Source organism: Gluconobacter roseus NBRC 3990 (genome assembly GCF_006538885.1).
Lineage (GTDB): Bacteria > Pseudomonadota > Alphaproteobacteria > Acetobacterales > Acetobacteraceae > Gluconobacter > Gluconobacter roseus.
The window spans coordinates 79060-102528 of the sequence record NZ_BJLY01000004.1 but is presented as its reverse complement, the minus strand read 5'-3'; the positions used below and the strand labels follow the sequence as shown (position 1 = coordinate 102528).

Annotated in this window: 19 protein-coding genes, 1 tRNA gene and 1 pseudogene; 10 read left to right on the top strand and 11 right to left on the bottom strand. The window is 59.1% G+C overall.

The features are described 5' to 3' along the window. Positions 1–26: 26 nt before the first annotated feature. Together GRO01_RS10480 and GRO01_RS10475 are read right to left on the bottom strand one after the other, a co-directional pair. Complete coding sequence (locus GRO01_RS10480; protein WP_062507882.1) at positions 27–1103, bottom strand: zinc-binding metallopeptidase family protein; 1077 nt, start codon at positions 1101–1103, stop codon at positions 27–29. Beyond that, a complete protein-coding gene (locus GRO01_RS10475) occupies positions 1090–1968 on the bottom strand; it encodes a transglutaminase family protein (RefSeq protein ID WP_083541263.1) in 879 nt (292 codons plus the stop codon). The genes GRO01_RS10480 and GRO01_RS10475 overlap by 14 nt, the downstream gene beginning before the upstream one ends. A gap of 300 nt (positions 1969–2268) precedes the next feature. On the opposite strand from GRO01_RS10475, the gene GRO01_RS10470 reads away from it, so the two are divergent. After that, positions 2269–3774 (top strand): circularly permuted type 2 ATP-grasp protein, encoded by a 1506-nt coding sequence (locus GRO01_RS10470; protein WP_083541258.1) that lies wholly within the window; start codon positions 2269–2271, stop codon positions 3772–3774. Beyond that, positions 3771–4805: an alpha-E domain-containing protein gene (locus GRO01_RS10465; protein ID WP_231490096.1), complete on the top strand. Its 1035-nt coding sequence runs from the start codon at positions 3771–3773 to the stop codon at positions 4803–4805. The genes GRO01_RS10470 and GRO01_RS10465 overlap by 4 nt, the downstream gene beginning before the upstream one ends. Here GRO01_RS10465 and GRO01_RS10460 read toward each other — a convergent pair. Beyond that, the gene (locus GRO01_RS10460; protein WP_062507880.1) at positions 4792–5616 is read right to left on the bottom strand and encodes a DeoR/GlpR family DNA-binding transcription regulator; all 825 of its coding nucleotides are present in this window, start codon (positions 5614–5616) and stop codon (positions 4792–4794) included. The two genes, GRO01_RS10465 and GRO01_RS10460, sit on opposite strands and share 14 nt — an antisense overlap. Beyond that, positions 5616–6404: a triose-phosphate isomerase gene (locus GRO01_RS10455; protein ID WP_371857410.1), complete on the bottom strand. Its 789-nt coding sequence runs from the start codon at positions 6402–6404 to the stop codon at positions 5616–5618. Before GRO01_RS10455 ends, GRO01_RS10460 begins: the two co-directional genes overlap by 1 nt. Before the next feature lie 39 nt (positions 6405–6443). Here GRO01_RS10455 and GRO01_RS10450 point away from each other — a divergent pair, with 39 nt between their 5' ends. From GRO01_RS10450 to GRO01_RS10435, 4 genes and pseudogenes are all read left to right on the top strand, one after another. Then, positions 6444–6713 (top strand): hypothetical protein, encoded by a 270-nt coding sequence (locus GRO01_RS10450; protein WP_141307001.1) that lies wholly within the window; start codon positions 6444–6446, stop codon positions 6711–6713. After that, positions 6710–7189, top strand: a complete 480-nt coding sequence (gene ybaK, locus GRO01_RS10445) for a Cys-tRNA(Pro) deacylase (protein WP_062500700.1) — start codon at positions 6710–6712, stop codon at positions 7187–7189. The genes GRO01_RS10450 and ybaK overlap by 4 nt, the downstream gene beginning before the upstream one ends. Positions 7190–7209: 20 nt before the next feature. Next, on the top strand, positions 7210–8406 hold the full coding sequence (locus GRO01_RS10440; protein WP_062507878.1) for a DUF2075 domain-containing protein: 1197 nt from the start codon (positions 7210–7212) through the stop codon (positions 8404–8406). 74 nt (positions 8407–8480) lie between these two features. Further along, positions 8481–9605 (top strand): annotated as a pseudogene (locus GRO01_RS10435) (SMP-30/gluconolactonase/LRE family protein). Between the two features lie 22 nt (positions 9606–9627). Here GRO01_RS10435 and GRO01_RS10430 read toward each other — a convergent pair. Further along, on the bottom strand, positions 9628–9915 hold the full coding sequence (locus GRO01_RS10430) for a hypothetical protein (RefSeq protein ID WP_062507873.1): 288 nt from the start codon (positions 9913–9915) through the stop codon (positions 9628–9630). Between the two features lie 328 nt (positions 9916–10243). On the opposite strand from GRO01_RS10430, the gene GRO01_RS10425 reads away from it, so the two are divergent. Then, positions 10244–15484, top strand: a complete 5241-nt coding sequence (locus tag GRO01_RS10425; protein ID WP_062507872.1) for a Hint domain-containing protein — start codon at positions 10244–10246, stop codon at positions 15482–15484. A 94-nt stretch (positions 15485–15578) separates the two neighbouring features. Here the strand turns inward: GRO01_RS10425 and GRO01_RS10420 are convergent, their stop codons facing one another. After that, positions 15579–16487 carry a LysR family transcriptional regulator gene (locus GRO01_RS10420; protein WP_062507870.1) on the bottom strand — a complete coding sequence of 303 codons (909 nt, stop codon included), beginning with the start codon at positions 16485–16487 and terminating at the stop codon, positions 15579–15581. A gap of 160 nt (positions 16488–16647) precedes the next feature. On the opposite strand from GRO01_RS10420, the gene metF reads away from it, so the two are divergent. After that, a complete protein-coding gene (gene metF / locus GRO01_RS10415; protein WP_062507900.1) occupies positions 16648–17616 on the top strand; it encodes a methylenetetrahydrofolate reductase [NAD(P)H] in 969 nt (322 codons plus the stop codon). Between the two features lie 303 nt (positions 17617–17919). On the opposite strand, the gene GRO01_RS10410 is transcribed toward metF, so the two are convergent. The 3 genes from GRO01_RS10410 to GRO01_RS10400 form a co-directional block, all read right to left on the bottom strand. Beyond that, entirely contained in the window at positions 17920–18948 is a 1029-nt protein-coding gene (locus tag GRO01_RS10410; RefSeq protein WP_062507868.1) for a methionine synthase, read from the bottom strand. A gap of 27 nt (positions 18949–18975) precedes the next feature. After that, positions 18976–19959: a DUF1852 domain-containing protein gene (locus GRO01_RS10405; RefSeq protein ID WP_062507898.1), complete on the bottom strand. Its 984-nt coding sequence runs from the start codon at positions 19957–19959 to the stop codon at positions 18976–18978. A 471-nt stretch (positions 19960–20430) separates the two neighbouring features. Next, a tRNA-Tyr gene (locus GRO01_RS10400) sits at positions 20431–20516 on the bottom strand. Between the two features lie 69 nt (positions 20517–20585). On the opposite strand from GRO01_RS10400, the gene rlmB reads away from it, so the two are divergent. After that, positions 20586–21434 (top strand): 23S rRNA (guanosine(2251)-2'-O)-methyltransferase RlmB, encoded by an 849-nt coding sequence (rlmB, locus tag GRO01_RS10395; RefSeq protein WP_174787434.1) that lies wholly within the window; start codon positions 20586–20588, stop codon positions 21432–21434. A 45-nt stretch (positions 21435–21479) separates the two neighbouring features. Here rlmB and GRO01_RS10390 read toward each other — a convergent pair whose 3' ends face one another. Then, a complete protein-coding gene (locus tag GRO01_RS10390; RefSeq protein WP_062507866.1) occupies positions 21480–22565 on the bottom strand; it encodes an alkene reductase in 1086 nt (361 codons plus the stop codon). Positions 22566–22659: 94 nt separating this feature from the next. Here GRO01_RS10390 and GRO01_RS10385 point away from each other — a divergent pair, with 94 nt between their 5' ends. Continuing rightward, entirely contained in the window at positions 22660–22959 is a 300-nt protein-coding gene (locus tag GRO01_RS10385) for an ArsR/SmtB family transcription factor (RefSeq protein WP_062507864.1), read from the top strand. A gap of 8 nt (positions 22960–22967) precedes the next feature. On the opposite strand, the gene GRO01_RS10380 is transcribed toward GRO01_RS10385, so the two are convergent. Next, positions 22968–23444 (bottom strand): TspO/MBR family protein, encoded by a 477-nt coding sequence (locus GRO01_RS10380; RefSeq protein WP_062507862.1) that lies wholly within the window; start codon positions 23442–23444, stop codon positions 22968–22970. Positions 23445–23469 lie beyond the last annotated feature (25 nt).

The following is a 23469-nucleotide window of genomic DNA, read 5'->3' as shown; positions in this document are numbered from 1 at the left end:
GTCACGGTGAACCCGGATGCCTCTCGTCAGCCCGTCTGGCTCTCGCGGATCAGCGGGTGAATAAAGGCCAGCTTGTGCATGACCCCTTCCGTCAGCACGAACGGATAGAAATCCGCCAGCCCCATGGAGCGGTTCAGACTGTTCACCGCATAGGTCAGCGGCAGCCAGGCCTGCATGATGTCCTCAAAAGACGCCTCGGTATACGGGTCCCCGAGCTTGCGCCCCGAAGCCCGCCCGATCCCCTTGACGATCGGATTGACGCTGACCCCGAATGCACAAGCCGTCTCAAGCGTAGAGACGATATGCAGGTAATGCGCCCAGGTCTCCGCAAAATCCTCCCAGGGGTGCGACGTCGCATAGATGCTGACATGACTGTCCTGCCAGTTGGATGGCGTCGGACTGTCATAATAGGTCTGAAGCGCCTGCTGGTAATCCGCACGGTCATCCCCGAACACCGCCCGGCACTCATCAAGCCGCCCGGCATCCCGCACTAGCAGGTTCCAGTAATAATGCCCGATTTCGTGCCGGAAATGCCCCAGAAGCGTGCGGTAATATTCCCCCATCTCGACACGCATGCGCTCCCGCGACGCATCATCCGCCTCGCGCATGGCGAGCGTGATGACGCCATTGGAATGCCCTGTCATCACCGATGACGAACCGTCTGGCGGGTCATCGAGGAAATCAAAGACCAGCCCGTTTTCCGGGTCTTCCCGTCGGTCGCGGATTGGCAGTTTCAGCCGCAGCAGCGTGTAGAACAGCCGGTGCTTGGCCACTTCGATCTTGCGCCACCGCTCCAGGTTTTCCGGGATCTCAAGGTTCGGGATTGTCCGGTTGAACCGGCATGCAAAACAGAATGGCTTGCCACCCGCCGCGTCCGGCCCCGTGAGCCAGTTGCAGACGTCATAATCATGGTTCGAGCAGTACAGCACCCGCTCCTGCTGCGCCGACGGCTCCAGAGGATGCCAGAACCGTTCTCCTGCCGGGTCCAGCGCCGTCAGCAGCGAACGGTCCGGCAGATACCCGATCGGGTGCCGGCAATGCTCACAGACCGTGTTTTCAAAAAAGAGAATCTGCCCGCAGGACTGGCACTCAAAGAGCTTCATGGGATCGCATTACACCGGTTTTCCCGATCATGGCCAGTTCCGGCACATTTCCTGCGGATGCAAAAGGCGTCGCCCGCATCGTCACGTCAAACGTCGCCCGACACCGGTCCAGCAGCCCCGAAACCGGAGCCGCCTCCTCGGGCCGCCCGGCCACTGCAAGTGGAATATGATGCTGCGCCACCACCAGCCCCGATGTCGTATCGAAACCGATCCAGCCTTCTCCCGGAATCCAGGCTTCGGCCCAGGCATGAAGATCACAGTCCAGCCCACCCGCTTTGTCCGGCTGGATCAGATATCCGGACACGAAGCGCGCCGAAAACCCCAGATGCCGCAGGACCGTAACCAGCAGCCACGCACTATCCCGGCACGATCCGCTTGCACGTTCCAGCGTCTCTTCCGGCGCCCACACGCCCGGCTCGAGCCTGCGCTGATAGGTCAGGCGTTCCGCCACGGCCCGGTTGAGTTCTGCCACCGCTTCCGAAGTGCCCTCTGCCCCCGCCGGACGCCAGGCTTCCACAAACCGCGACACCTGCGCCCCGGCCGCATCGACATCCCGGTATGCGGCACAAACCGGCGCTTCCGCACCGACCATACCATCCCGCCGGGCCCGCAGATCCACGTCCATGCTGACGGAGACATCAAACCGCGTCACACGCTCCGGAACCCGGATTTCCGCCACCCGATTGCCATATGCATCCTGCCGCCAGACCACATCCGCGCCTTCCGGCGAGACATCCAGTGCATAGTTCTGGACTGCGGATCGGACCTGCGGCACCGGGCACAGGCGCACGGTCTGACGTCCCAGAAACACCGGCCGGTCGTACTGGTATCGGGTCTGGTGGCTCAGGACGACGCGGGAAGTCATGTTCAGGAGGCCCTGTGGAAACGGTTTCAGACACCTGCTTTCAGACACGCGATTTTCGGGCCATCCCGTTCCGCCAACCATGGGGTCTGACATCAGTCGAACACTCACCCTATCAGTCTTCCTGGGAACCGCAACAATTTCCACCCGACTTTTCCTGATCCGTCCAAACGGCAAATTTCACGCTTGGCAAAGTGCTGGAATCTTGCTCCGTTAATAAAATATCGTAATGAACCGGCGCGGCTGATCGAATTTCCCTTCAGCAGGCACCGCCGGTCAGAGACCAGGGTGGTGAGGCAGAAAATGAACAGGCCGGTTTTGCAGTCTCCCATCCCCTCCCCGGCCAGCGCAGCACAGGCTCCGGCCGCGAAAGCGGGCATGTTCGCCGCCTACGACACATCGGATTTCTTCTGCGAACTCATGCGCCGGACGGACGAGATGCCCCCCTCGCTCCAGACCGTCCGCGACCGCCTGGCAGGCTTCGACCTTGACGAACTGCGCCACCGCACCAGCACGGCCGAAGCACAGCTCTATCGTCTGGGCATTACTTTCACCGTCTATTCCGACCGCGAAGCGATCGACCGCATCCTGCCTTTCGACATGATCCCCCGTGTCCTTACGGCTGCGGAATGGGACCATATCGACCGTGGCGTGCAGCAGCGCGTCAAAGCGCTCAACCTGTTCCTGCGCGATATCTATCATGAGCGACACGTCCTGCGGGACGGCATCATCCCCGCCGATCTGGTGCTCAACAATCCGAATTATTGTGAAGCCATGGTCGGCGTCCGCGTGCCCGGCGACGTCTATGTCCACATCAACGGCACCGATCTGATCCGCGACCGCAGCGGACGTTTCATGGTGCTCGAAGACAACGCCCGCACACCATCGGGTGTGTCTTATGTCATTGAAAACCGGCACATGATGCTGCGTCTGATGCCGGATCTGGCTTCGGGCATGCCCCTGCGTTCGGTTGAGGAATACGGACTCAAACTGCATCAGACGCTCTGCGAGGTTGCGCCCGAGGGCGTAACCGATCCGCAGGTCGTGCTGTTCTCGCCCGGCATCTACAATTCCGCCTATTTCGAACACGTCTTTCTGGCGCGCGAAATGGGCGTCCCCCTCGTCGAAGGCAAAGACCTGATCGTCGAGAACCACCGCGTCTATATGCGCACCGTGGCAGGCCTGCGCCCGGTCCATTCGATCTATCGGCGCCTGAACGACGAGTATCTGGACCCGCTGGCCTTCAACCCCGACAGCATGCTGGGCGTTCCCGGTCTTGTGGAAGCCTATCGCCGCGGCAATGTCACGCTGGCCAACGCGCTCGGAACCGGCGTGGCGGATGACAAGGCCGTCTATGCCTATATGCCCCGCCTCATCCGCTATTATCTGGGCGAAGACCCCATTCTCGACAGCGTCCAGACCAATATCTGCGCCGAAGAAGAAGGTCTGGCCTACACGCTCGCCAATATGGACAAGCTGGTCATCAAACCCGTCGGCGAGTCCGGCGGCTACGGCCTGCTGATCGGCTCTCAGGCGACACAGACCGAACTGGACGAATTCCGCGCCAAGCTGCTCGAAGACCCGTCCAACTATATCAGCCAGCCCGTCATCGACCTTTCCGTCTCGCCGACGCTGTGCCCAAGCGGCGTTGAGGCCCGGCATGTGGATCTCCGGCCTTTCGCCCTGACCGGAAAGAACACATGGGTTCTGCCCGGCGGCCTATCCCGCGTGGCGCTGCGCAAGGGCTCGCTGGTCGTCAATTCCTCACAGGGCGGCGGCTCAAAAGACACATGGGTGATGGCCCGATGACACAGACCAGCGCACGTTTCCCCGCCATGCTCGCCAATCTCAACACGCTGCTGTCGCGCTATGGCGAAAGCATGATGTGGCTCGCCCGCTACATGGAGCGAATCGAGAATCTCGCCCGGCTCCTAGAAGTCACCGAAGCTTTCGTCCGCAATCCCGACGGCAGTCCGGGCTGGGATTCCATCCTCCAGATCAATTCCGACGAGGACCGTTACGCCGCGATCTATCCGCTGCCCGCGACAGAAGAGAACATCCTCGCCTTCTACATCACGGAAAGCACGAACCCGACGTCCATCCGTGCCATGGCCCATATGGTCCGTGAAAACGCCCGCTCGGCCCGCCCCCTGATTTCCACCGAAATGTGGATGCAGCTCAACGTCTTCACCCGAAGCATGATGGAGCTTTCCACGCCTGACATCCGGCGTCATGGTCTGTCCGGATTGTGCAACCGCCTCAAACAGGACTGCCAAACCCATTTCGGCATTACCGAAGGCACGCTCTATCGCGATCAGGCCTGGCTGTTCTATCTGCTCGGGAAGTATCTGGAGCGCTCCGACCAGATCACCCGCCTGATCGACATCCGCTATCATACGCTTCTCCCCAGCGGGGAGACTTCCGGCTCGCAGATGGACATCACGCAATGGGGCTCCGTCCTGCGCTCAGCCGCCGCCTATCATGCTTTCCGACGTCTGCAGCCTGTTACGACCACACCGGCCAATGTCGTGGGTTTTCTTCTCAAGAACGAGGGCTTTCCCCGCTCCCTGATGCTCAATCTGCGCCAGGTGGACAGTACGCTCTCCGCCCTCTCCACCCATTACAACCTGCGACATCAGTGCGGGCCGCTTCAGGAACGCATCATCAACATGCGTGCCACGCTGGAAGACCAGACGGCCGAAGAGATCATCTCGCGTGGCCTGCATGAATACATGACCTACATCCAAGACGAGCTTGCAGCATTGCAGGCGGAGGTCTCAGCCACGTTCTGGCCCGCTGCTCCGGTTACGGTGCGTGAGGAGATCTCTATTCCACAGTAAAACCATCTTCCGAAGCCGAGGGCGATACCGCAGCAATCCGCAGTGTAACGCCGGCATCGCGCAGCATTCCGGCATAGTCAGGGTCGATGCCGTCATCGGTGATGACCACATCGAATTCGGAAAGCATCGCCAGCCGACTCATGGCGGAGGTGTCGAACTTCCGGCTGTCCACCAGCAGGACGCGGCAATCCGCCGTGTCCATCAGTGCCCGCTTGGCCCGGACGATCTCCTCGACCTGATGATAGGCCGTCAGACCATGAACGGCAGCGGCCGAGACGAACGCCATGTCGATCCGCATGGCACGCACGCTCTGCTCACAGACCATGCCGGCAAACGCATCGAATATCGGGCTGTAATTCCCGCCCAGACCGATCACACTGACCGTTTCGCATGACCCCAGACGCATCCCGAGTCCCAGACTGTTGGTCACGACCGTCAATGGAGCGATTTCAGACAGGCTTTCAGCCATACAGAGTGCAGTTGTGGAATCATCCAGCGCCACGGTATCGCCCGGACTGACCATGGAGGCTGCAAGTCTGGCAATGGCCTGTTTCTGCGCAACCTTCTGCCGCGAACGATACAGGATGCTTCCTGGCGCACTCACACTCGGCAGTGCGGTGATGTTCGCGCCATTCCGCCGGATCAGCCCCTGTGCCGACAGCGCCAGCAGGTCCCGGTTGATGGACGTCCGGCTGAGGGAGAAGCGCTTCAGCAGCTCCCCGACCGGAACCGCGCCCTGCTCCATGACATAATCAAGGATACCGCGCCGGCGACCGGACAGGGCCTGTCCTTCCATGAGCATGGCGTTCATCAGGCAGCAACTTTCGAAGACACCAGTTCGCCCACACGGGAAACCAGTTTGATGAAATCCGCAGGATCCCATCCGGCCCGGCCGACCAGCACCCCGTCCACATCCGGCAGCGCGACATAATCGCAGATATTGGCCTGGGAAACGCTGCCACCATAAAGCAGTGGAATCCGCACGGAGCTGTTGCGCCCCACAACGCCCTGCACCACGCCCCGCAACTTCGTATGGATCTCCGATACGAACGGAGCTTCGGCCGGACGCCCCGCCGATCCGATGGCCCAGACAGGCTCGTAGATTACGACCACGCGCCCGAGATCTTCCTGCGAAACACCATGCAGGGCAATTTTCGTCTGACGCGCGAGCGTCTCCTGCGAGACGCCAAATTCAAATTCATCCGCCGTGTCACCAATGCAGATCAGCGGACGCAGACCATGCCGCAGCGCTGCACGGACCTTCCGGTTCACCGTCCAGTCTGTCTCGCCAAAATGCTGCCGGCGCTCTGAATGTCCGAGCAGCACGGTGGACGCTCCGCATTCGGCGACCATCGGCGCGGAGATCTCACCGGTCCAGGCGCCGCTATCTTCCCAGAACATGTTCTGGGCCCCCACCATCACGGGGGTGTCCTGAAGCACCGAGCAGACGTCCCGCAGGGATGTCGCAGGCGGCGTCAGGAAACACCGGACACCTTCGGGCAGGTGGAAGTTAGAAAAAGCCCGGGCCGCCGCAATGGCTTCGGCCGGCCCCTTGTTCATTTTCCAGTTCGTCCCGATCCAGACGCTCTTCTGATCCACGATTAACCTCCCGACAGGCTCTTAACGGGCCGACTGCTCATGCCGATTCTCCCGGACCTCGACATCTCAGGAATATCTTTACCGCTAAACAATAACAAAGAAAAAGTCATTCTTCTCAAAAAGAACGATACATCCAAAAGGTTCCCGAACGATCGCATCCGAACTTCACAAGGCCTGCATGTTGCCAATCCCGGCCTGTGCCGCCATAAAGTTTGCAAACTATTGCAGGTCATGCCGGAACTGCTTTCCAAGGGATTTCAGTCGTCCGGCGCGTGCAGACCTGCTGCTGGCAACGGAGCGCTCACATGACCCGCGAAACAGCTGCAACGGCCTTTCTGGCAGCGAAAAACATTCCTTTCAGCGTCCATGATTACGAATACGCCCCCAATGGCGGGCTGATCGGGATGCAGGCGGCCGAGGCCATCGGCGTGGCGCCCGAAGATGTGCTCAAGACGCTGGTGGTCGAAGTGGACAAGAAGCAGCCGGTCTGCGTTGTGGCCCCGGCCCATCAGCGGATGAACCTGAAGAAGGTTGCGGCCCTGTTCGACGGACGCAATGCGCGGATGATGAACCCCGAAAAGGCGCAGGAGCTGACGGGATTCCAGTCCGGCGGGACCAGCCCGTTTGGTTCAAAAACGCCGATACCGGTGGTCATTTCGCAGGACGCCATGCCGCGTGAGCATGTCTATATCAATGCGGGGGGTCAGGGTTTTGTCGTACGGATCACGCCGGCGGATGCCCAGCGCGCCACGGATGCCAAAGTGGCCGATATCGCCGCGGACTGAGCCGCGTGACCGCTTCCCCCATGGCGCTGGACAATGCCGCGACGCACAAGCTCTCCCCCGACCTTGCGCTGTCCGAACCGCAGACGGAGCTGCTGCATCGGGTGGTTTCGTTCTGCGAGCGGCATCAGGCCGATGACAGCGCGCTCTTCGTCATCGAGGGTGCGGCGGGCACGGGGAAGAGCGTTGTCCTGAACGCGATCTTCAATACGCTCCAGACCCGGGCGCGGAGTGGCGCGGCGGATGATCTGCTGCGTGGTCTGCGGAACATGGTGATCGTCAACCATCCGGAGATGCTCAAGCTCTATCGCAATATTGCGGCCACCATGCCCAACCTGCGCAAAAGCGATTACGAGCGCCCGACGACGTTCATCAACAAATCGGCCAAAACCGGCAGGCGCGCGGATATCGTGTTGGTGGACGAGGCGCATCTGCTGCTGACGCGGCCGGACCGTTACAACCATTTCGCACAACAGAACCATCTGGAAGAAATCCTGCGCTGGGCGCGGATCGTAGTGGTGGTGTTCGATCCGTTGCAGGTCCTGAAGTTCAAGAGCCACTGGTCCACCGATCTGCTGGAGAGTTTCCGCAAGGGCCGTCCGTCGGAGACGTTCCATCTCGACACGCAGTTCCGCGTTTCGGCCAGTCCGGCGACATGTTCGTGGATTGATGCGCTCGGACAGGGGGACATCCTGCCGCGCCCGAAAGATCCGTCTTTTGATCTGCGCCTCTATGACGACTGCGCGAAGCTCTATGCGGATCTGTGCACGTGCAATGCGAAATACGGTCTGTGCCGCCTGCTCTCGACCTATGATTATCCCTACACACTCAACGATGAGGACCATTTCATCACCGAAGGCGACTTTCGCCTTCGCTGGGACCGTTCCCTGCCGAGCGAAAAACTGCCCTGGGCCGAACGACCGGATACGATCGACGAGGTGGGGTCCGTCTATACGATCCAGGGCTTCGATCTGAATTATGCGGGCGTCATTCTCGGGCCGTCGCTGTTCTACGACGCGAAGAATGACCGGATCGGAGTGCGGCCGGAGCGTTACGAGGACAGCGCGGCGTTTCAGGGGCGCGACGGGATTGCGACGCCGGAAGAGGCGAAGAAGCGCGTCATTCTCAATGCGCTGAATGTCATTCTCACACGCGGCATCCACGGGCTGTTCCTGTATGCCCATGATCCTGCCCTGCGTGAGCGCCTGCTGCGAACCTGACCTCTGTGCTCGCGTTTGCGTGAGTTGTCATCATGCAGCCGCTCTGGTCCTGTGCGGCAAAGGAGATTTCAACCATGGCCCGTCAGACACTTCTGGCCCTTACTTTCAGCGCCGGTCTCGCCGCGCTGTCCGCTGCGTCCCCTGCCCTCGCCGCCCAGACGGTGGACAAAGGCACGCTCCCTTCAGGCAATGTGCAGATCATCGGGCGGTTTTCCAACGCCCAGCCGTCCGGCATTGCGGTCCTGCCCGATGGCCGTCTGGTGCTGGGCTTTCCGCGCAGTGCGCATGAACATTCCGGGCCGCGTCTGGCGCTCTATGCAAACGGAAAGCTGACGCCCTTCCCCGATGCTGCCGCGCAGGAGCAGTTCGTCTCCCCGCTGGGCATGACGGTTGATGCGAAAGGACAGCTCTGGGTTCTGGATGAAGGCATGGTGGCCGGAACGGGCACGGTTGCAGGAGCGCAGAAGCTTTTCCGCATTGATCCCGCCAGTGCAAAGATCGCGCAGGTCATCCCGCTCTCCGCACCCGCCCTGCTGCCGGACAGCCACGTCAATGACGTCCGCATCGACCTGACGCATGGTACGACGGGCACGGCCTTCATCACCGACAGTTCAACCGGCGTGCATCCGGCGCTAGTCGTCGTTGATCTGGCAACGGGACATCAGCGGCGCATCCTTGGTGATACGGTTTCCGTCATGCCGCAGCCGGGATTTGTTGCGATGATGGACGGTGTCGCAGGACGCTACGATCCGGACCACGCCATCCTGCCCCAGGGTGGTGTGAACGGCATTGCCATCAGCCCGGACCAGCAGACGCTTTACTGGCAGCCACAGACCAGCCGCCGCCTCTATTCTGCACCGATTGCAGTCCTGTCCGATCCGAAAGCCAGCGAAACCACGCTGGAGCGGGCTGTGAAGGATGAAGGCGAAACCGGCATGGGAGACGGCATGGCGACCGGCCCGGATGGATCGCTTTACATCACGGATGATGAGCGCCACGCCATTCTGCGGCGCAAGCCGGACGGCGCAATCTCCGTCGTCGCCCATGATCCGCACATGACCGAACCCGATGGCCTGGCCTATGCCAATGGCGCCCTCTACAGCACAATCGGCCAGTAGGCCCGGCTGCCGGCCTTCCATGATGGCAAGGATCTCGAAGTCATGCCGTATATTGTCGTGAAGATCGCCCCGCTGAACTGAAGCCATACGACGCCGGGAGCGTCTACCAACCTTCCGGCGTCAACCCCATACGGCCCGCTCCAATTCCGGTCGCAGAACCTAGGCCGGATTGCGGGCCAACACCATAATTCCCGGCACTGCCAAAGCCCGTTCCAACACTGACGGCCCCGTGGATTTTGTGATCCGGCCGGGAAGAGTCCGCCTGTTTGTCGGAGCCACTGGTAACCAGCGGCCTCAGCAGCGCGGACCGGCTGTCCGTCGGCTGCGGGCGTGGATGCGAACATCCTGCCAGCCCGACCAGAATCATCATGATGAACATATGCGGCTTCATGCGGACACAGACTCCCTGATCAGGTCGCGCCTGTCATAGCGGACATCCGCGCCCGCGGAAGCAACGAACCATTACGTTTGCAGGTATTTCAGTGCCTGGACGCGCTTCTTTCTTCTGAAAAAACGAGGACTTTTCAAGGGAAAATCCTGCCCCGCGCACAAGATATATTTCGTTATTATATTGAAATGAAAAGACACAAAATGAAGCTTTCATGATTAATACCGTATTTTTATCGAAACATATTGACTCTTTTTTATACATTCACCGAAATTCATGTTTGCTTTTCAGTAATCATCCCGGGGAACGCCCCTCGTCAGGATAGAGTTCAATGACGTCGAAATTACTTATTAATGAATTCATGTTCAATCCAAGTGTTTCTGGTGATCCAGATGAATTTATTGAAGTAAAGGGCGATGCCAGTACCGATTACAGTGCCTGGTCCCTGATCGTCGTCGATGGTGACGGCACCGCAGCGGGCAAAATCGACAATGTTTTTACTGTCGGCGTCACGAACAGCGACGGCTACTGGGTCACGCCTTTTCAGACGAATGCCTTGCAGAACGGCACGCAGACCGTCCTTCTCGTCAAGGATTTCACCGGCAAGGCCGGCGATGATCTCGACACGGCCAATGCCGGAACCTTCACATCAACACCATGGTCCGAAATCGGGGACACGATCGCCGTCTCCGATGGCGGCAAGGGCGATCCGACCTATGCCGGCACGCCTGTCCTGACGGGTTCGATCATCAACGGCGCCTCGCGTATTCCTGATGGCACCGATACGGACAGCACTTCGGACTGGGTCGCGGATGACCCGTCCCTCGCCGGGATTGACGGCTATGGCACCGTTGCCGCGGCAGGCACGGTTCTGGTCACGCCCGGTGCGGCCAATGACGGCACACCTTCCGGCGGAAGCACGGGCGGTGACACTGGCGGATCGGGTTCGGGCGGCTCCGACACAGGCGGTTCAGGCAGCGATACCGGAGGTTCGGGCACGGGGAGCGATACGACAACCCCGCAGGACCTGACGATCCAGCAGATCAACGGCACCGGCTATTACAGCCCGTATGCCAATGCTTCTGTCATGACTACGGGCGTCGTGACTGCCGTGGATACGAATGGCAGCATCGGTTTCTGGATCCAGCAGTCCAATCCGGACAAGAACACGGTCGGCAGTTCGGGCATCTTCATCTATGCGGGCAAGACGGCGACACTTCCAACGGTGGGTGAGACCGTTTCCGTAACCGGCACGGTCACGAACTATTCCGGCACGTCGTGGAGCAAGTCCCTCACCCTTCCGGAAATCAACCTTGTTTCTTACACCGATACCGGCGCGGCCTATGTGAACACCACGCCTGTCGTGGTTGGTCAGGGTGGCCTGACAGTTCCGGCTGCCTCCTATCTCGGTGATCTGACGCAGGCGATCAACCTGAACACGAGCACAGCCTCTCTCAGCCCCGACACCAATGCGCTCGATTTCTACCGCAACCTGATCGGTCAGGTCATTACGATCCATGATGCCGTGGCCGTCGGCGCCACGGCCTCGAATGCGACATGGGTCGTCCCCGACAACGGCAATGGTCTGCTGACCCCGACTGGTGCGCTTCAGGAAACGGCCGACAGCGTCAACACGCAGCGGATCGAGCTTTATTACGACAGCGGCGTCACGCCGGGGTCTGCCATCAGTGCGGAAGTCGGAGACAAGCTCGGCGACATCACGGGTGTGCTGACCTATTACAATGGCGTCTATGAACTGGTCCCGACCACACAGGTCACGGTCCTGCATACCGACACGCCAGCCCCGGTCACGTCCCTGCACAAGGACGATCAGAACCTGCTGGTCAGCGACTACAATATCGAGAACTTCAACGCGCTCGACCCGGCCAATGCGGACCGTCTGAAGCAGGTCGCGCAGATCATCGTCAGCAACCTCGACAGCCCGGACGTACTGGCGCTTCAGGAAATCCAGGACGACAGCGGCACGACCAATGACGGCACCGTCAGCGCTTCGCAGAACCTCGCGGCCATCGTCAAAGCCATCGCGGATGCAGGTGGGCCGACCTATTCCTGGGCCGAGGTGGACCCGACCAACAACGCCTCGGGCGGCGTTTCGGGCGGCAATATCCGCAGCGTCTTCCTCTACAACCCCGAGCGCGTCAGCCTCGCAGCGCCCGTCACGACCATTGGTGACGAGGAACTGGCCAGCGGCACCTTCAAGAACACCCGCCTGCCCCTGGTGGGCACGTTCGAGTTCAACGGCCAGACGGTGACACTCGTCAACGTGCATCTGTCCTCGCAGGCTGGCAGCAGCGAGCTTTATGGTGCAACCCAGCCGCCCGTGAACCACGGCGGCACGACGGATACGGTCAACAACCGCATCGCGCAGGCGCAGTACATCACGAACTACGTCAACGGTCTGCTGACCAGTGATCCAACCGCCAAAGTCGGCATCCTCGGGGATTTCAACGACACCGAATGGAGCGACGCCCAGCAGGTCTATGCCAATGCCGGCCTGACGGATATGAGCAACACGGAAGACCCGTCCAACCGTTACACCTATATCTTCGAAGGCAACGCGGAATCGCTGGATCATACGATCGGCAGCGCGGATTTCGCCAGTGCGGGCAAGTTCGAGACGATCCACGTCAACACGGGCTCCCTGACCGGCGAGTCTGATCACGATCCGTCCGTCACCCTGCTCGCAATGACGGATTACAACGCCACGAACGGCGCCGCCCTGTCTGACATTGCCCTAGCATCCGGCAAGACGGCCGCGGTCCATAGCGGTAGCACGGCCTCGAACATCTCGGTCGGCAACGGCAGCCGTCTGGCACTGTATTCCGGCAGCACTGCCAGCAACATCGCACTTGCCAGTGGCGCCAAAATCGACCTGCCGGAACTCGCCTGGTCCAGCAATGCCACCACGACCCTGACAGACCCGTCGACCCTTCAGATCACCAACGGGACCAGCACCTACACGATCGGCCTCGATGGGGCCTATGACGCCGATTTCTTCAGCCTCGCTTCCGACAGCAGCGGCGGCACGATGCTGCTCGCGGAAGGCACACCCTGCTACTGCCGCGGCACGCTGATCCTGACAGATCGCCGTGAAGTGCCCGTCGAGAGCCTTCAGATCGGCGATCTGGTCCAGACGGCCACAAACGGCCTGCGCCCGATCCGCTGGATTGGCCGTCGCAGCTATTCCGGCACCTTCGCCAACGGCAACCGTGACATCATGCCCGTCATCTTCCGTCGCGGATCGCTTGGGAAAGACCTTCCGCATCAGGACCTGTCGGTCTCACCGCTTCATGCGATGTATCTGGATGGCGTTCTGGTTCCGGCCGTTCTGCTGGTGAATGGCAACACCATCCTTCAGGCCGAGCGCATGGATGAAGTCGCCTATTTCCATATCGAGCTGGAACACCACGACATCATCATTGCCAACGGCACGCAGTCCGAAACCTTTGTGGATGACGGCTCCCGCGGCATGTTTCACAATGCCGGCGAATATGACGTCCTTTATCCGGATGCCAGCCCGGTTGCCGCCCGTTACTGCGCCCCGCGCGTCGAGGAAGGGGCACAGCTTGAGGCCATCCGCAGCCGTCTGAACCCGGCCCGCCGCAAAACCACGACATTTACCCCACTCGAGGGCTATCTGGACGCAGCCACCCACACCCATGTCCGGGGCTGGGCCCGCATCCCCGGTAGCGCCAAGCCTGTACGCTTGCAGATCGTCGATAACGGCGTGGTGCTGGGTGAAGTCCTGGCCAACCAGTCCCGGGCTGATCTTGGCGGCGATTGCGGGTTCCGTTTTGACATTCCAGGCGGTCTTTCTCCGCTGGAGCGCCACGTTCTGGAAGTCCGCCGGGTCGACGATCACGCCCCCCTCGCCCATGTGCCCTGGATGATGGATCAGACCGAGCAGAAGCTGCGTCAGGCCATCGTGGCGTCCGCTCCTGTCACCCCGATGGATGGCTGTGTCGATATTGTCACCCGTAGTCGGATTTCCGGCTGGGTCTGCAACCCCGCCACGCCCGATCAGGCCGTGATCCTGCAGATCGTCGATAACGGCGTCCCTCTTGCCTCCGTGGTCGCCAACGGACGTCGCCCGGACGTCGCCCGAACCGGACGGCCGATGCTCTGCGGCTTCGATGTCCTGCTGCCGGGTGGCCTGTCCCCGCTCACGCGCCATGTGCTGGAAATCCGTCGAACCTGTGACGGTGCGCTCCTTGGCGAGCCACAGATCATCGAACCGGCGGATACGTTCGACGCCGACATGGCGCAGGGCATCGCCCGCGCCGTTGCCGCCGCAGACGAGCAGACCAGCGATCAGGTCCTGTCCTTCCTGCTCGCACAGGTGGAGAAGCTCCGTCAGGCCCGTGCGGATTCTAAAAGTGGCTCCGCACAGGCAGCACTCGGGGCTGCCCGCCGTCGCCGTGGCATGGCCACACCAGACACTGTTCAGCGTCGCCGCGCTCTGGTGATCGATGGCCAGCATCCAATGGCGAACCGCGATGCAGGATCGCAGGCGGTCCTGTCACATATGGCAGCGCTGGAGGCCCTCGGTTACGAAGTCAGCTTCATCGCAGCCGACCAGATGGACACAGCTTCAATGCTGGAGAGTCTGCCCAACGTGAGCGTTCTCGGCCATCCGTTCTTCACATCTGTCGAAGACATGCTGCGGCGTCAGGCCAACAGCTTTGACGTCGTCTATCTGCACCGCGAGGACATCGCGACACGCTACATGGCGCTGGTCCGTCGCAACCAGCGCAAGGCCCGCGTGCTCTACAGTGTCGCGGACCTGCACTTCCTGCGCCTGGCCCGTCAGGCTGCGGTACAGGGACGCCCAGAACTGATGGCACAGGCCAACCAGATGCGTATCGCGGAATACAGGGCCGCTCTTCAGGCCGATGCCGTCCTGACGCATTCCGAGACCGAGGCCGATCAGCTTCGCAGGGATCTGCCACAGGCCAGCGTGCATGTGGTTCCCTGGGCCATCCCTGCCCAAACAGGTCCCTCTGTCGATCGCAGCGGTGTGGTGTTCGTCGGTAATTACGCCCATGCGCCCAATGCCGATGCCGCACGCTGGCTGGTTGAAGAGATCATGCCCGCCGTATGGGCTGCCGATCCGACCATCTGCTGCACTCTGGTGGGCGCGGAGATGCCTGAAAGCCTTCAGGCTCTCGCCAGTGAACGCGTCCGCGTTCTGGGACATGCGCAGGATCTGGGAGCCGTGCTTGCAGCCCATCGCCTGAGTGTCGCCCCCCTGCGCTTCGGCGCGGGCATCAAGGGCAAGGTCATCGAAAGCCTCGCCTCAGGCCTGCCCTGCGTCATGACGCCTGTAGCGGCCGAAGGTCTCGCACTGCCCGGCGATCTTCAGGACCTTGTCCAAGCCGATGCGGTCACGCTGGCTGACCGGATCGTGGCCCTGCACAATACTGCAGACCTGTCCGGACTGGTCGCAGCCGGTCAGGCCTATGCAAGCACGGCATTTTCCACAGACGCCGTGACCACAGCACTCGCACAGGCCGTGAAGTGCCATCAGCTGGAACTGAAAACAGCCATCTGACCAACCATAATCCGGACAGGGCGACCTGTCCGGATCAACAGATGAACCTGTCTGTTGGCTTTTTCCCAGCTGGCAGGCCGATGATGAATATCAGCTACGAATTCTGAGCCTCTTCCCGGGGCTCGGCGGCAAATTTTATGAAATCGGCGAGATACTGAATATCATCGTCCGTCTCGCGCCGTCCGAGAAAAATCTGTTTTGCAATCCCGTTTTTCCCCAGCCTTATCGCATGGAGATCATAGCGTGAGGCGTATTCTTCCACGAGCCAGCGGGGGAGGACTGCAACACCTCGACCATGCGCGACCATGACCAGCATGATGTCGGTTGTTTCAATCTGCTTCTGCTGGCGCGGGGCGATACCGGCGGGCTGGAGGAACTGGGTATAAATATCCAGCCGCTCAGAGGGTACGGGGTAGGTAATGAGTGTTTCGCTGGAAAGCTGTTCCGGTGTGATGTGCTTTGCGCCGTAGAGTTTGTGACCGCTTCCCACGACGAGGACGAGCTCATAGTCGAAGACAGGTGTGAAATTCAGCTCGGGCTTGTAAAGCGGGTCCGGCGTTACGAGAATATCGATCTCGTTGCTCAGCAACGCTCCGATGCCGCCGAACTGGAACTTCTGTCGCACATCAACGTCCACTTTCGGCCAGCGCTCCAGATATGGCGAGACAACGTTGAGAAGCCACTGATAGCAGGGGTGGCATTCCATCCCGATCCTCAGGGTGCCGCGTTCGCCATTGGCAAACTGTTCCAGCCTCTCTTCCGCCAGTGAAAACTGTGGCAGCAGCCGGTTTGCCAGAGAAAGCAGCCACTGCCCGGCCTGCGTCAGCACCAGCGAGCGCCCCTCGCGCCGCCATATCTTCACACCAAGCTGGAATTCGATCTTGCGGACGGCATGACTGAGCGCAGGCTGGGTCAGATTCAGCCGTACTGCTGCCGCTGTTAATGAGCCTTCCCGGGCGACCTCCCGGATAATCATCAGATGGTTGCGTTCGAGAATGCCCATGTCTCACCAGTTAGATGCATCAAATTCATGTATTCATGAAAACATATCATTTATGCGCATTGTCCGGAACGGTTATCTGGAGACGGTTCCAAGCACATCCGGATCTTTTCTCCATGCTCATCTCCCGCCAGTCCGCCATTGTCATTTCAGAGGCGCTGACATGAGTTCGGAGCTGAAACGCAGGGCTTCCGAAGAAGAAAGCGGCTCCCTGCCGTCCTGTGGTTCTGGCTTGCCCGTTCCTGTCCTCTCCTTCGAGTTTGTTCCTCCAAGGACTGAGGCGATGGAGCGGCGTCTGTGGGCATGCATCCGCCGTCTGGCCCCGCTTTCGCCCCGTTTCGTATCGGTGACTCATGGTGCCGGTGGAAGCACACGGAACAGCACACAGGCCAGCGTGCTGCGTCTTCAACAGAAAACAAATCTGGTTCCGGCTGCGCATCTGACCTGTATGGGAGCATCGCGTGAGGAAGTTGACGATATTGCCCGTCAATACTGGGAGGCCGGGATCAGGCATATCGTGGCCCTGCGTGGCGATCCGCCTGCGGGAGGGGCTGGCTATACGCCGCATCCGGATGGGTATGCCTATGCCAGCGATCTTGTTGCGGGCCTGCGCCGGATTGCGGATTTTGAAATCTCTGTCGCTGCTTATCCTGAAGGACATCCTGCGGCTTTGAGTCCAGAAGCCGATCTCGACAATCTCAAACGCAAGCTCGATGCCGGGGCGACACGGGCCATTACCCAGTATTTCTTTGAGGCCTCGACTTATCTGCGCTTTCTGGACCGTTGTCTGGCGGCAGGCATTACCGCGCCGATTATACCCGGCATCATGCCGGTATCGGATTATGATCAGATCGCGCAATTTTCAAAAATGTGCGGAATAACCGTGCCGTCCTGGCTGACGCATTTGTTCGAAGAAACCTCAGGCAATCCGGAATTGCGTCGGACCATCGGCAGCCTTGTCGCCGTTGAGCAGATCCGTGCCCTGCAGGCCAGAGGCGTCAATGAGTTTCACGTATCCACATTGAACCGACCTGATCTGAGCTACGCAATTGCTCATATTCTTGGCGCGCGTCCGACGGGTTCGCTCAAGCAGGCTGACAGTTCCGGACAGCAGGACAAGACTGATGACTGATCAACCATGGAACAAGCGGGATGATATCGAAACTGCGGCCTTGCGCCGCCACGATAAAACACAGAGTGAATCCCGCACGCCATTTCTGACATGCGATGAACCGGAAGACACGGACCCGGAAGGTGGAAAACCATGGGAGTGCCCATGCTGTGCGATGCCATGGGGCTTATGAAGCACTTTTGCAGGAGATACTTGCGCTCCAGACATTGATCAGAACAGGAAGCAACCACGGAGCGTCAGAATGTCGTCCGGTTTTCCGGTGCATGAACACATTACTGCGTCATACACCGGATATCGGGCTCATCAGGCAGAAAGCTCTTTGCGAATGATCTCTGCACCAGCGCCGAGCGCATTCAGCTTTCCCCGGGCGACCTGGCGTGACAGGGGAGCCATGCCACAATTAGTGGAAGGGTAGAGCTTGTCCGCGTCTACAAACTGCAGAGCTTTTCTCAGAGTGGCAGCCACCTCTTCCGGTGTTTCAATAGTGTTCGTTGCCACATCAATGGCGCCGACCATTACCTTCTTGCCGCGGATCAGTTCGATAAGATCCATCGGAACACGGGAGTTCTGGCATTCCAGAGAAACCAGATCGATGCTGGATTTCTGCAGCTTGGGAAAAATCTCCTCATACTGCCGCCATTCTGCCCCCAGACTGTTTTTCCAGTCGATATTGGCTTTGATGCCATATCCGTAACAGATATGGACCGCGGTTTCGCATTTAAGTCCCTCGACAGCCTTTTCCAAAGTAGCCACACCCCAGTCATTGACCTCATCGAAGAACACATTAAACGCAGGTTCATCGAACTGGATGATGTCGACGCCAGCAGCTTCCAGTTCCCGGGCCTCCTGGTTGAGAATCTTTGCAAATTCCCAGGCCAGCTTCTCGCGACTTTTGTAGTGACCATCATAGAGCGTGTCGATCATGGTCATGGGGCCCGGAAGCGTCCATTTGACCGGCTTGTCTGTCAGCGACCGCAGAAACTTCGCATCTTCGACAAAGACGGGCTTTTCACGCGCCACGGCATCCACAACTGACGGCACGCTCGCATCGTATCGGTTGCGGATCTTGACCGTCTGCCGGTTCTCGAAATCCACACCGCTGAGATGCTCAATGAACGTCGTAACGAAGTGCTGGCGCGTTTGCTCGCCATCGCTGACGATATCGATCCCGGCGCGGTTTTGATCATCCAGCGTCAGGCGCAGCGCATCCTGTTTGCCTTCGATCAGTTCTTCACCCTGCAGCTTCCAGGGGGACCAGAGAGTTTCAGGCTTCGCGAGCCAGGAAGGCTTGGGCAGGCTGCCAACGGTCGAGGTCGGGAGGAGTCTTGTCATGGTTAATGGCCTTGTGTGGTCAGGTAATCAGGCGGAATACTGAGCAGACCACTGCTCAAGAATATCCTGGTGCGGCTTGATGAAGGTCTCTTCGGTGAATTTTCCCTGCGCCACTGCCAGCTGGCTGCGTTCTTCACGATCATAGACAATCTGGGTCGTCGAAAAGTCCTGATGTTTCAGGCTGGGCTGATAGCATCCTGCTGCCGGCGAATTGGCGTTATAAATTTCCGGGCGATAGACCTTCTGGAAACACTCCATCGTGCTGATGGTGCTGATAAGCTCCAGATCAGAGTAATCTGAAAGAAGATCACCAAAGAAATAGAATGCCAGAGGTGCAGAACTGTGAGGCGGCATGAAATACCGCACCTTCATACCCATTTTTTCAAAATACTGATCCGTCAGAGAGTATTCGGGCTGCTCGTATTCAGAGCCCAGAACCGGATGATGGTTTTCGGTTCTGTGGTAGGTTCTGTTGCTTGAAACGCTCAGGCAGATGACAGGCATCTTGCTAAAGTTTTTCCTGTATTCATCAGAATACACAAAGGATTTGAACAGATTCCCATGAAGGTCGCCAAAGCGATCGGGAATACTGAACTCAGAACGGGATTTATTATGGTTCAGCAGAAGAACACTGAAATCGTAATCCCGGACGTAGGAAGAAAAATTGTTTCCGGCAACACCGGGAATGCGCTCATTTCGGAGTTTATCAATAATAGATGTGCTGAGAATCTCGATTAATGGGAATGTTTCATGCTCGCCACGGAAATTGGCAACCATCTCGACAGAAATGATATCCAGCTCAACAGCATAACGATCTGCTTTGGAGTTGTCCCAGTGCGCCAGTGCATTGAAACGATTATCAATCATCTTCAGAACATTACGCAAATTTTCCTGACGATGCGAACCTCTGGCCAGATTGGCAAAATTCGTTGTCAGGCGAGTATCATTTGACGGGCAATAGTCCTCGTCAAATCGGGTTTTCTTGATGTTGAATCTGAAATCCATAGTCATGTTCTGCGTGACCTTGCTATGCAGCAAATTCTCATGCCCATTATTTCGAACATTGCGAGAATTTATTTATTTTATAGTTCTCCGGCATTGCTCTGCATGCCATGTGCGCCAGGAAGCGTTGCTGGCTGTTATGCCCGAGCCGTTCATTGAGCAAAAATGATTTTATTTCATTTATATATGAATTTTGTTCATGAATTAAGGAGCAGCAAACATCGGTAAGAGGATCATTTTGTCCTCCCGCAGTTTCGCTTTTGCAAAATTCAGCAACTCTCTGGTAGCCGCTCCTGAAGCAACAGCTGTGCCAGTTTGCCTTGCCACGCTTAAGAAACATGGCCAGCCCGATGTGAGCTTTTTTATAATTGATTTTGCGTTATCGCGAGCCGCTCAGATATCTGAGCCCCAAATCAGATCATGGGCGGATCAATGCCTGACCCATAACGCAATTAGATTTTATGGAAAAATGAGGGGACCTGGTGGAGAGAGTTGGATTCGAACCAACGTAGGCGTACGCCAGCGGATTTACAGTCCGCCCCCTTTAGCCACTCGGGCACCTCTCCGGGTCGGCGGTTGGGATATGGCGGATTGACGGCTATGTCAATCGCCTGTTGTCGATTATATGCTTTTTTATGGCCAGAAGATCTCCCTCCCGTTCCGCTCCCGACCGTTCCACGGATCGCTCCTCCCCTTCTACCGGTAATGCCGGTCACGGCACCCATACGTCTGGAGGCCGCACCAGAGAACGGGGTGGCCGTTCCGGTCGTGGCGGTGCCGCAAGCTCCGGACCCGGTTACTGGATTTACGGACACCATGCCGTGCAGGCGGCTTTGGCCAATCCCGAGCGTGTCATCCACGACTTTCTGGCCACGCGCGAAGCCGCAGCTGCTTTCGACAATGCGTCCCGCAAACCGCAGATCGTGGACCGTGAGCGACTGGACCGTCTGTGTGAGCGCGATGCCGTGCATCAGGGCGTCTGCCTGCGGGTCGAGCCTCTGGAAACATTGGCTATCCCGGACATCGTCGAGCGGACCGGCCCGGTTCTGGTGCTCGATCAGGTGACGGATCCGCGCAATATCGGTGCGATTCTGCGATCCGCCGCGGCGTTCGGTGCGGCTGCCCTTCTCGTGCAGGATCGCAATGCTCCGCAGGAAAGTGGTGCCATGGCGAAGGCCGCTTCGGGTGCGCTGGACGTTGTACCCATTCTGCGTGAGGTCAATCTTTCCCGAGCCCTGCAGGCGCTTCAGGCCGAGAATTTCTGGGTCGTGGGACTGGATGCCGGGGGCACACGACTAGATGGCAAGAGCTTTGCCGGGCGCCGCGTGGCGCTTGTGCTTGGAGCCGAAGGCGCCGGGCTGCGTCGTCTGACGCGTGAGACCTGTGACGAAATCGCCAGTGTTTACATGCCCGGCGACATGGAGAGCCTGAACGTCTCCAATGCCGCGGCCGTGGCACTCTACGAACTGGTTCGCCCGGTCTGAACGGGCAGCTTCCGGGAGCAATGTCTGCTTCCGGAAAGACCTGTTTCAGTCAGAGCTGGACGTAGCGAACGGATAGTCCGTGTATCCTTCCGGTCCCTGACTGTACCAGGTCTTGATATTGTCGGGCTGAAGCGCAATCCCTTTGGCAAAGCGCTCCGGCAGGTCCGGGTTGGAGATGAACTTCCGACCGAAGGCGATCGCATCGGCCTTCCCTTCTGCCAGTGCAGCCTGCGCTTCCTCGAACGTGTAGTCCTGATTGAGCACCAACGGGCGCAGGAACACCTTGCGGATCTGCGGCGAAAGTTTTGGCTGCTCCGTCTTTCCGAACGTTCCGTTAGGTCCGGGTTCCCGCAGTTCGAGCCAGGCAACGCCCAGATCCTGAAGCAGCTTTGCAGCCGGCACGAAAACCGTCTCCGGTGCGCTGTCGATGCAGCCCTGCGTGTCACCATTGGGAGACATGCGCACACCGGTCCGTTCTGCACCAACAGCAGCAATGACACGCTCCACTACCTGACGCAGGAAGCGTGTGCGGTTTTCGGGGCTGCCACCATATTCGTCAGTACGCTTGTTCGTGCCGTCCTTCAGGAATTCGTCGATCAGATAGCCATTGGCAGCATGGATCTGCACTCCGTCGAAACCGGCACGGATCGCATTGCGGGCGGCATTTTCATAATCACCCAGAATACGGCTGATATCTGCTGCATCGATGGCCCGGGCCTGTTCGAAAGGCTTTTTGCCTTCATAGGTATGGACCTCGCCGGGCGCCGTGGTCGCAGAGGACGAGACCGGCTGCGTTCCGGTGACGGAAGAATGGACCATGCGGCCCATATGCCAGAGCTGGCAGACGATCTTGCCGCCCTTTGCATGAACGGCTTCCACGATTGGTTTCCAGGCCTCGACCTGCTCATCTGTCCAGATACCTGGAGCGAACGGCCAGCCCAGACCTTCGCGGGAAATGCCTGTGGCCTCGGTGATGATCAGTCCCGCGCTGGCGCGCTGGCCATAATATTCCGCCATGAGCGGGGTCGGGACTGCCTCTTTCGTGGCCCGTCCGCGTGTCAGCGGCGACATCACGATACGGTTCTTTGCGTGAATGGGACCGAAATCAATGGGATCAAAAAGCGTTGGCATTATCTGTCTCCTGGAACCAGGTCATCCTGTTGTTCGATAACACCCGAACAAAGCAACTGTTGCGATAAAACCTCAGGAAAGGGATAAGAACGCCATGGCTGCCTATGACCATCCCGCCCCCGAGACGTTTGAACTGACCGTGGTATTGCGGGCCCTCGCCGATCCCGCACGGCTGGACATCGTGCGGCATCTGGAGCGTGTCGGGGAGGCAAACTGCGCTACGCTGATCGGGACGCGGCCCAAATCCAGCATGTCGCATCATTTTCAGGTGCTTCGGGAGAGCGGAATCCTGCGGACGCGGATCGAGGGCGTCCAGCATCGCAATTCCCTGCGCCGCGAGGAACTCGACGAGCGGTTCCCCGGGCTACTGGCGGCTATACTCAGCGCGCCTTAAGACAGGTTTCAGTTCCTGCGCCAGATCTGTTCATGGATGCAGGTTGCAAAAATCAGCCAGACAAAGAACGGCACCTGCATTGAGGCCGCCTTGCAGTCCACCTTATGTGCCGTGCAGATCGAGGCACCGGACGTCATGATCAGGCCAATGCAGATCGCAAGACCGGTCCCAAGCTGACGCTTGCGGAACACGAAGAACGGGAAGCCCGCTACGCCCGCAACACACAGTGCCCACAGAACAAGCGCCGCTGTCCGGCAACAGGACTTCTCGGCCCGCAGCAGCCGGTAACCAGACCAGGCCAGCAGCCCGTCGAGCACCGTCCAGATTACGGCATAGGCCGGCCCAGGCGGATTGAAATGCGGCTTGTTCAGATGTTCGTACCAGCGGCGGGTCGCTTTATCATCAGCCGGGCTGATTTCCCTGGCTGCGTACTGAACTCCGAACACCGTACCGGCCGCCACGACCGCATCAATCAGACGTCCCATAATCCCTGATCCTTCATAAATCCTT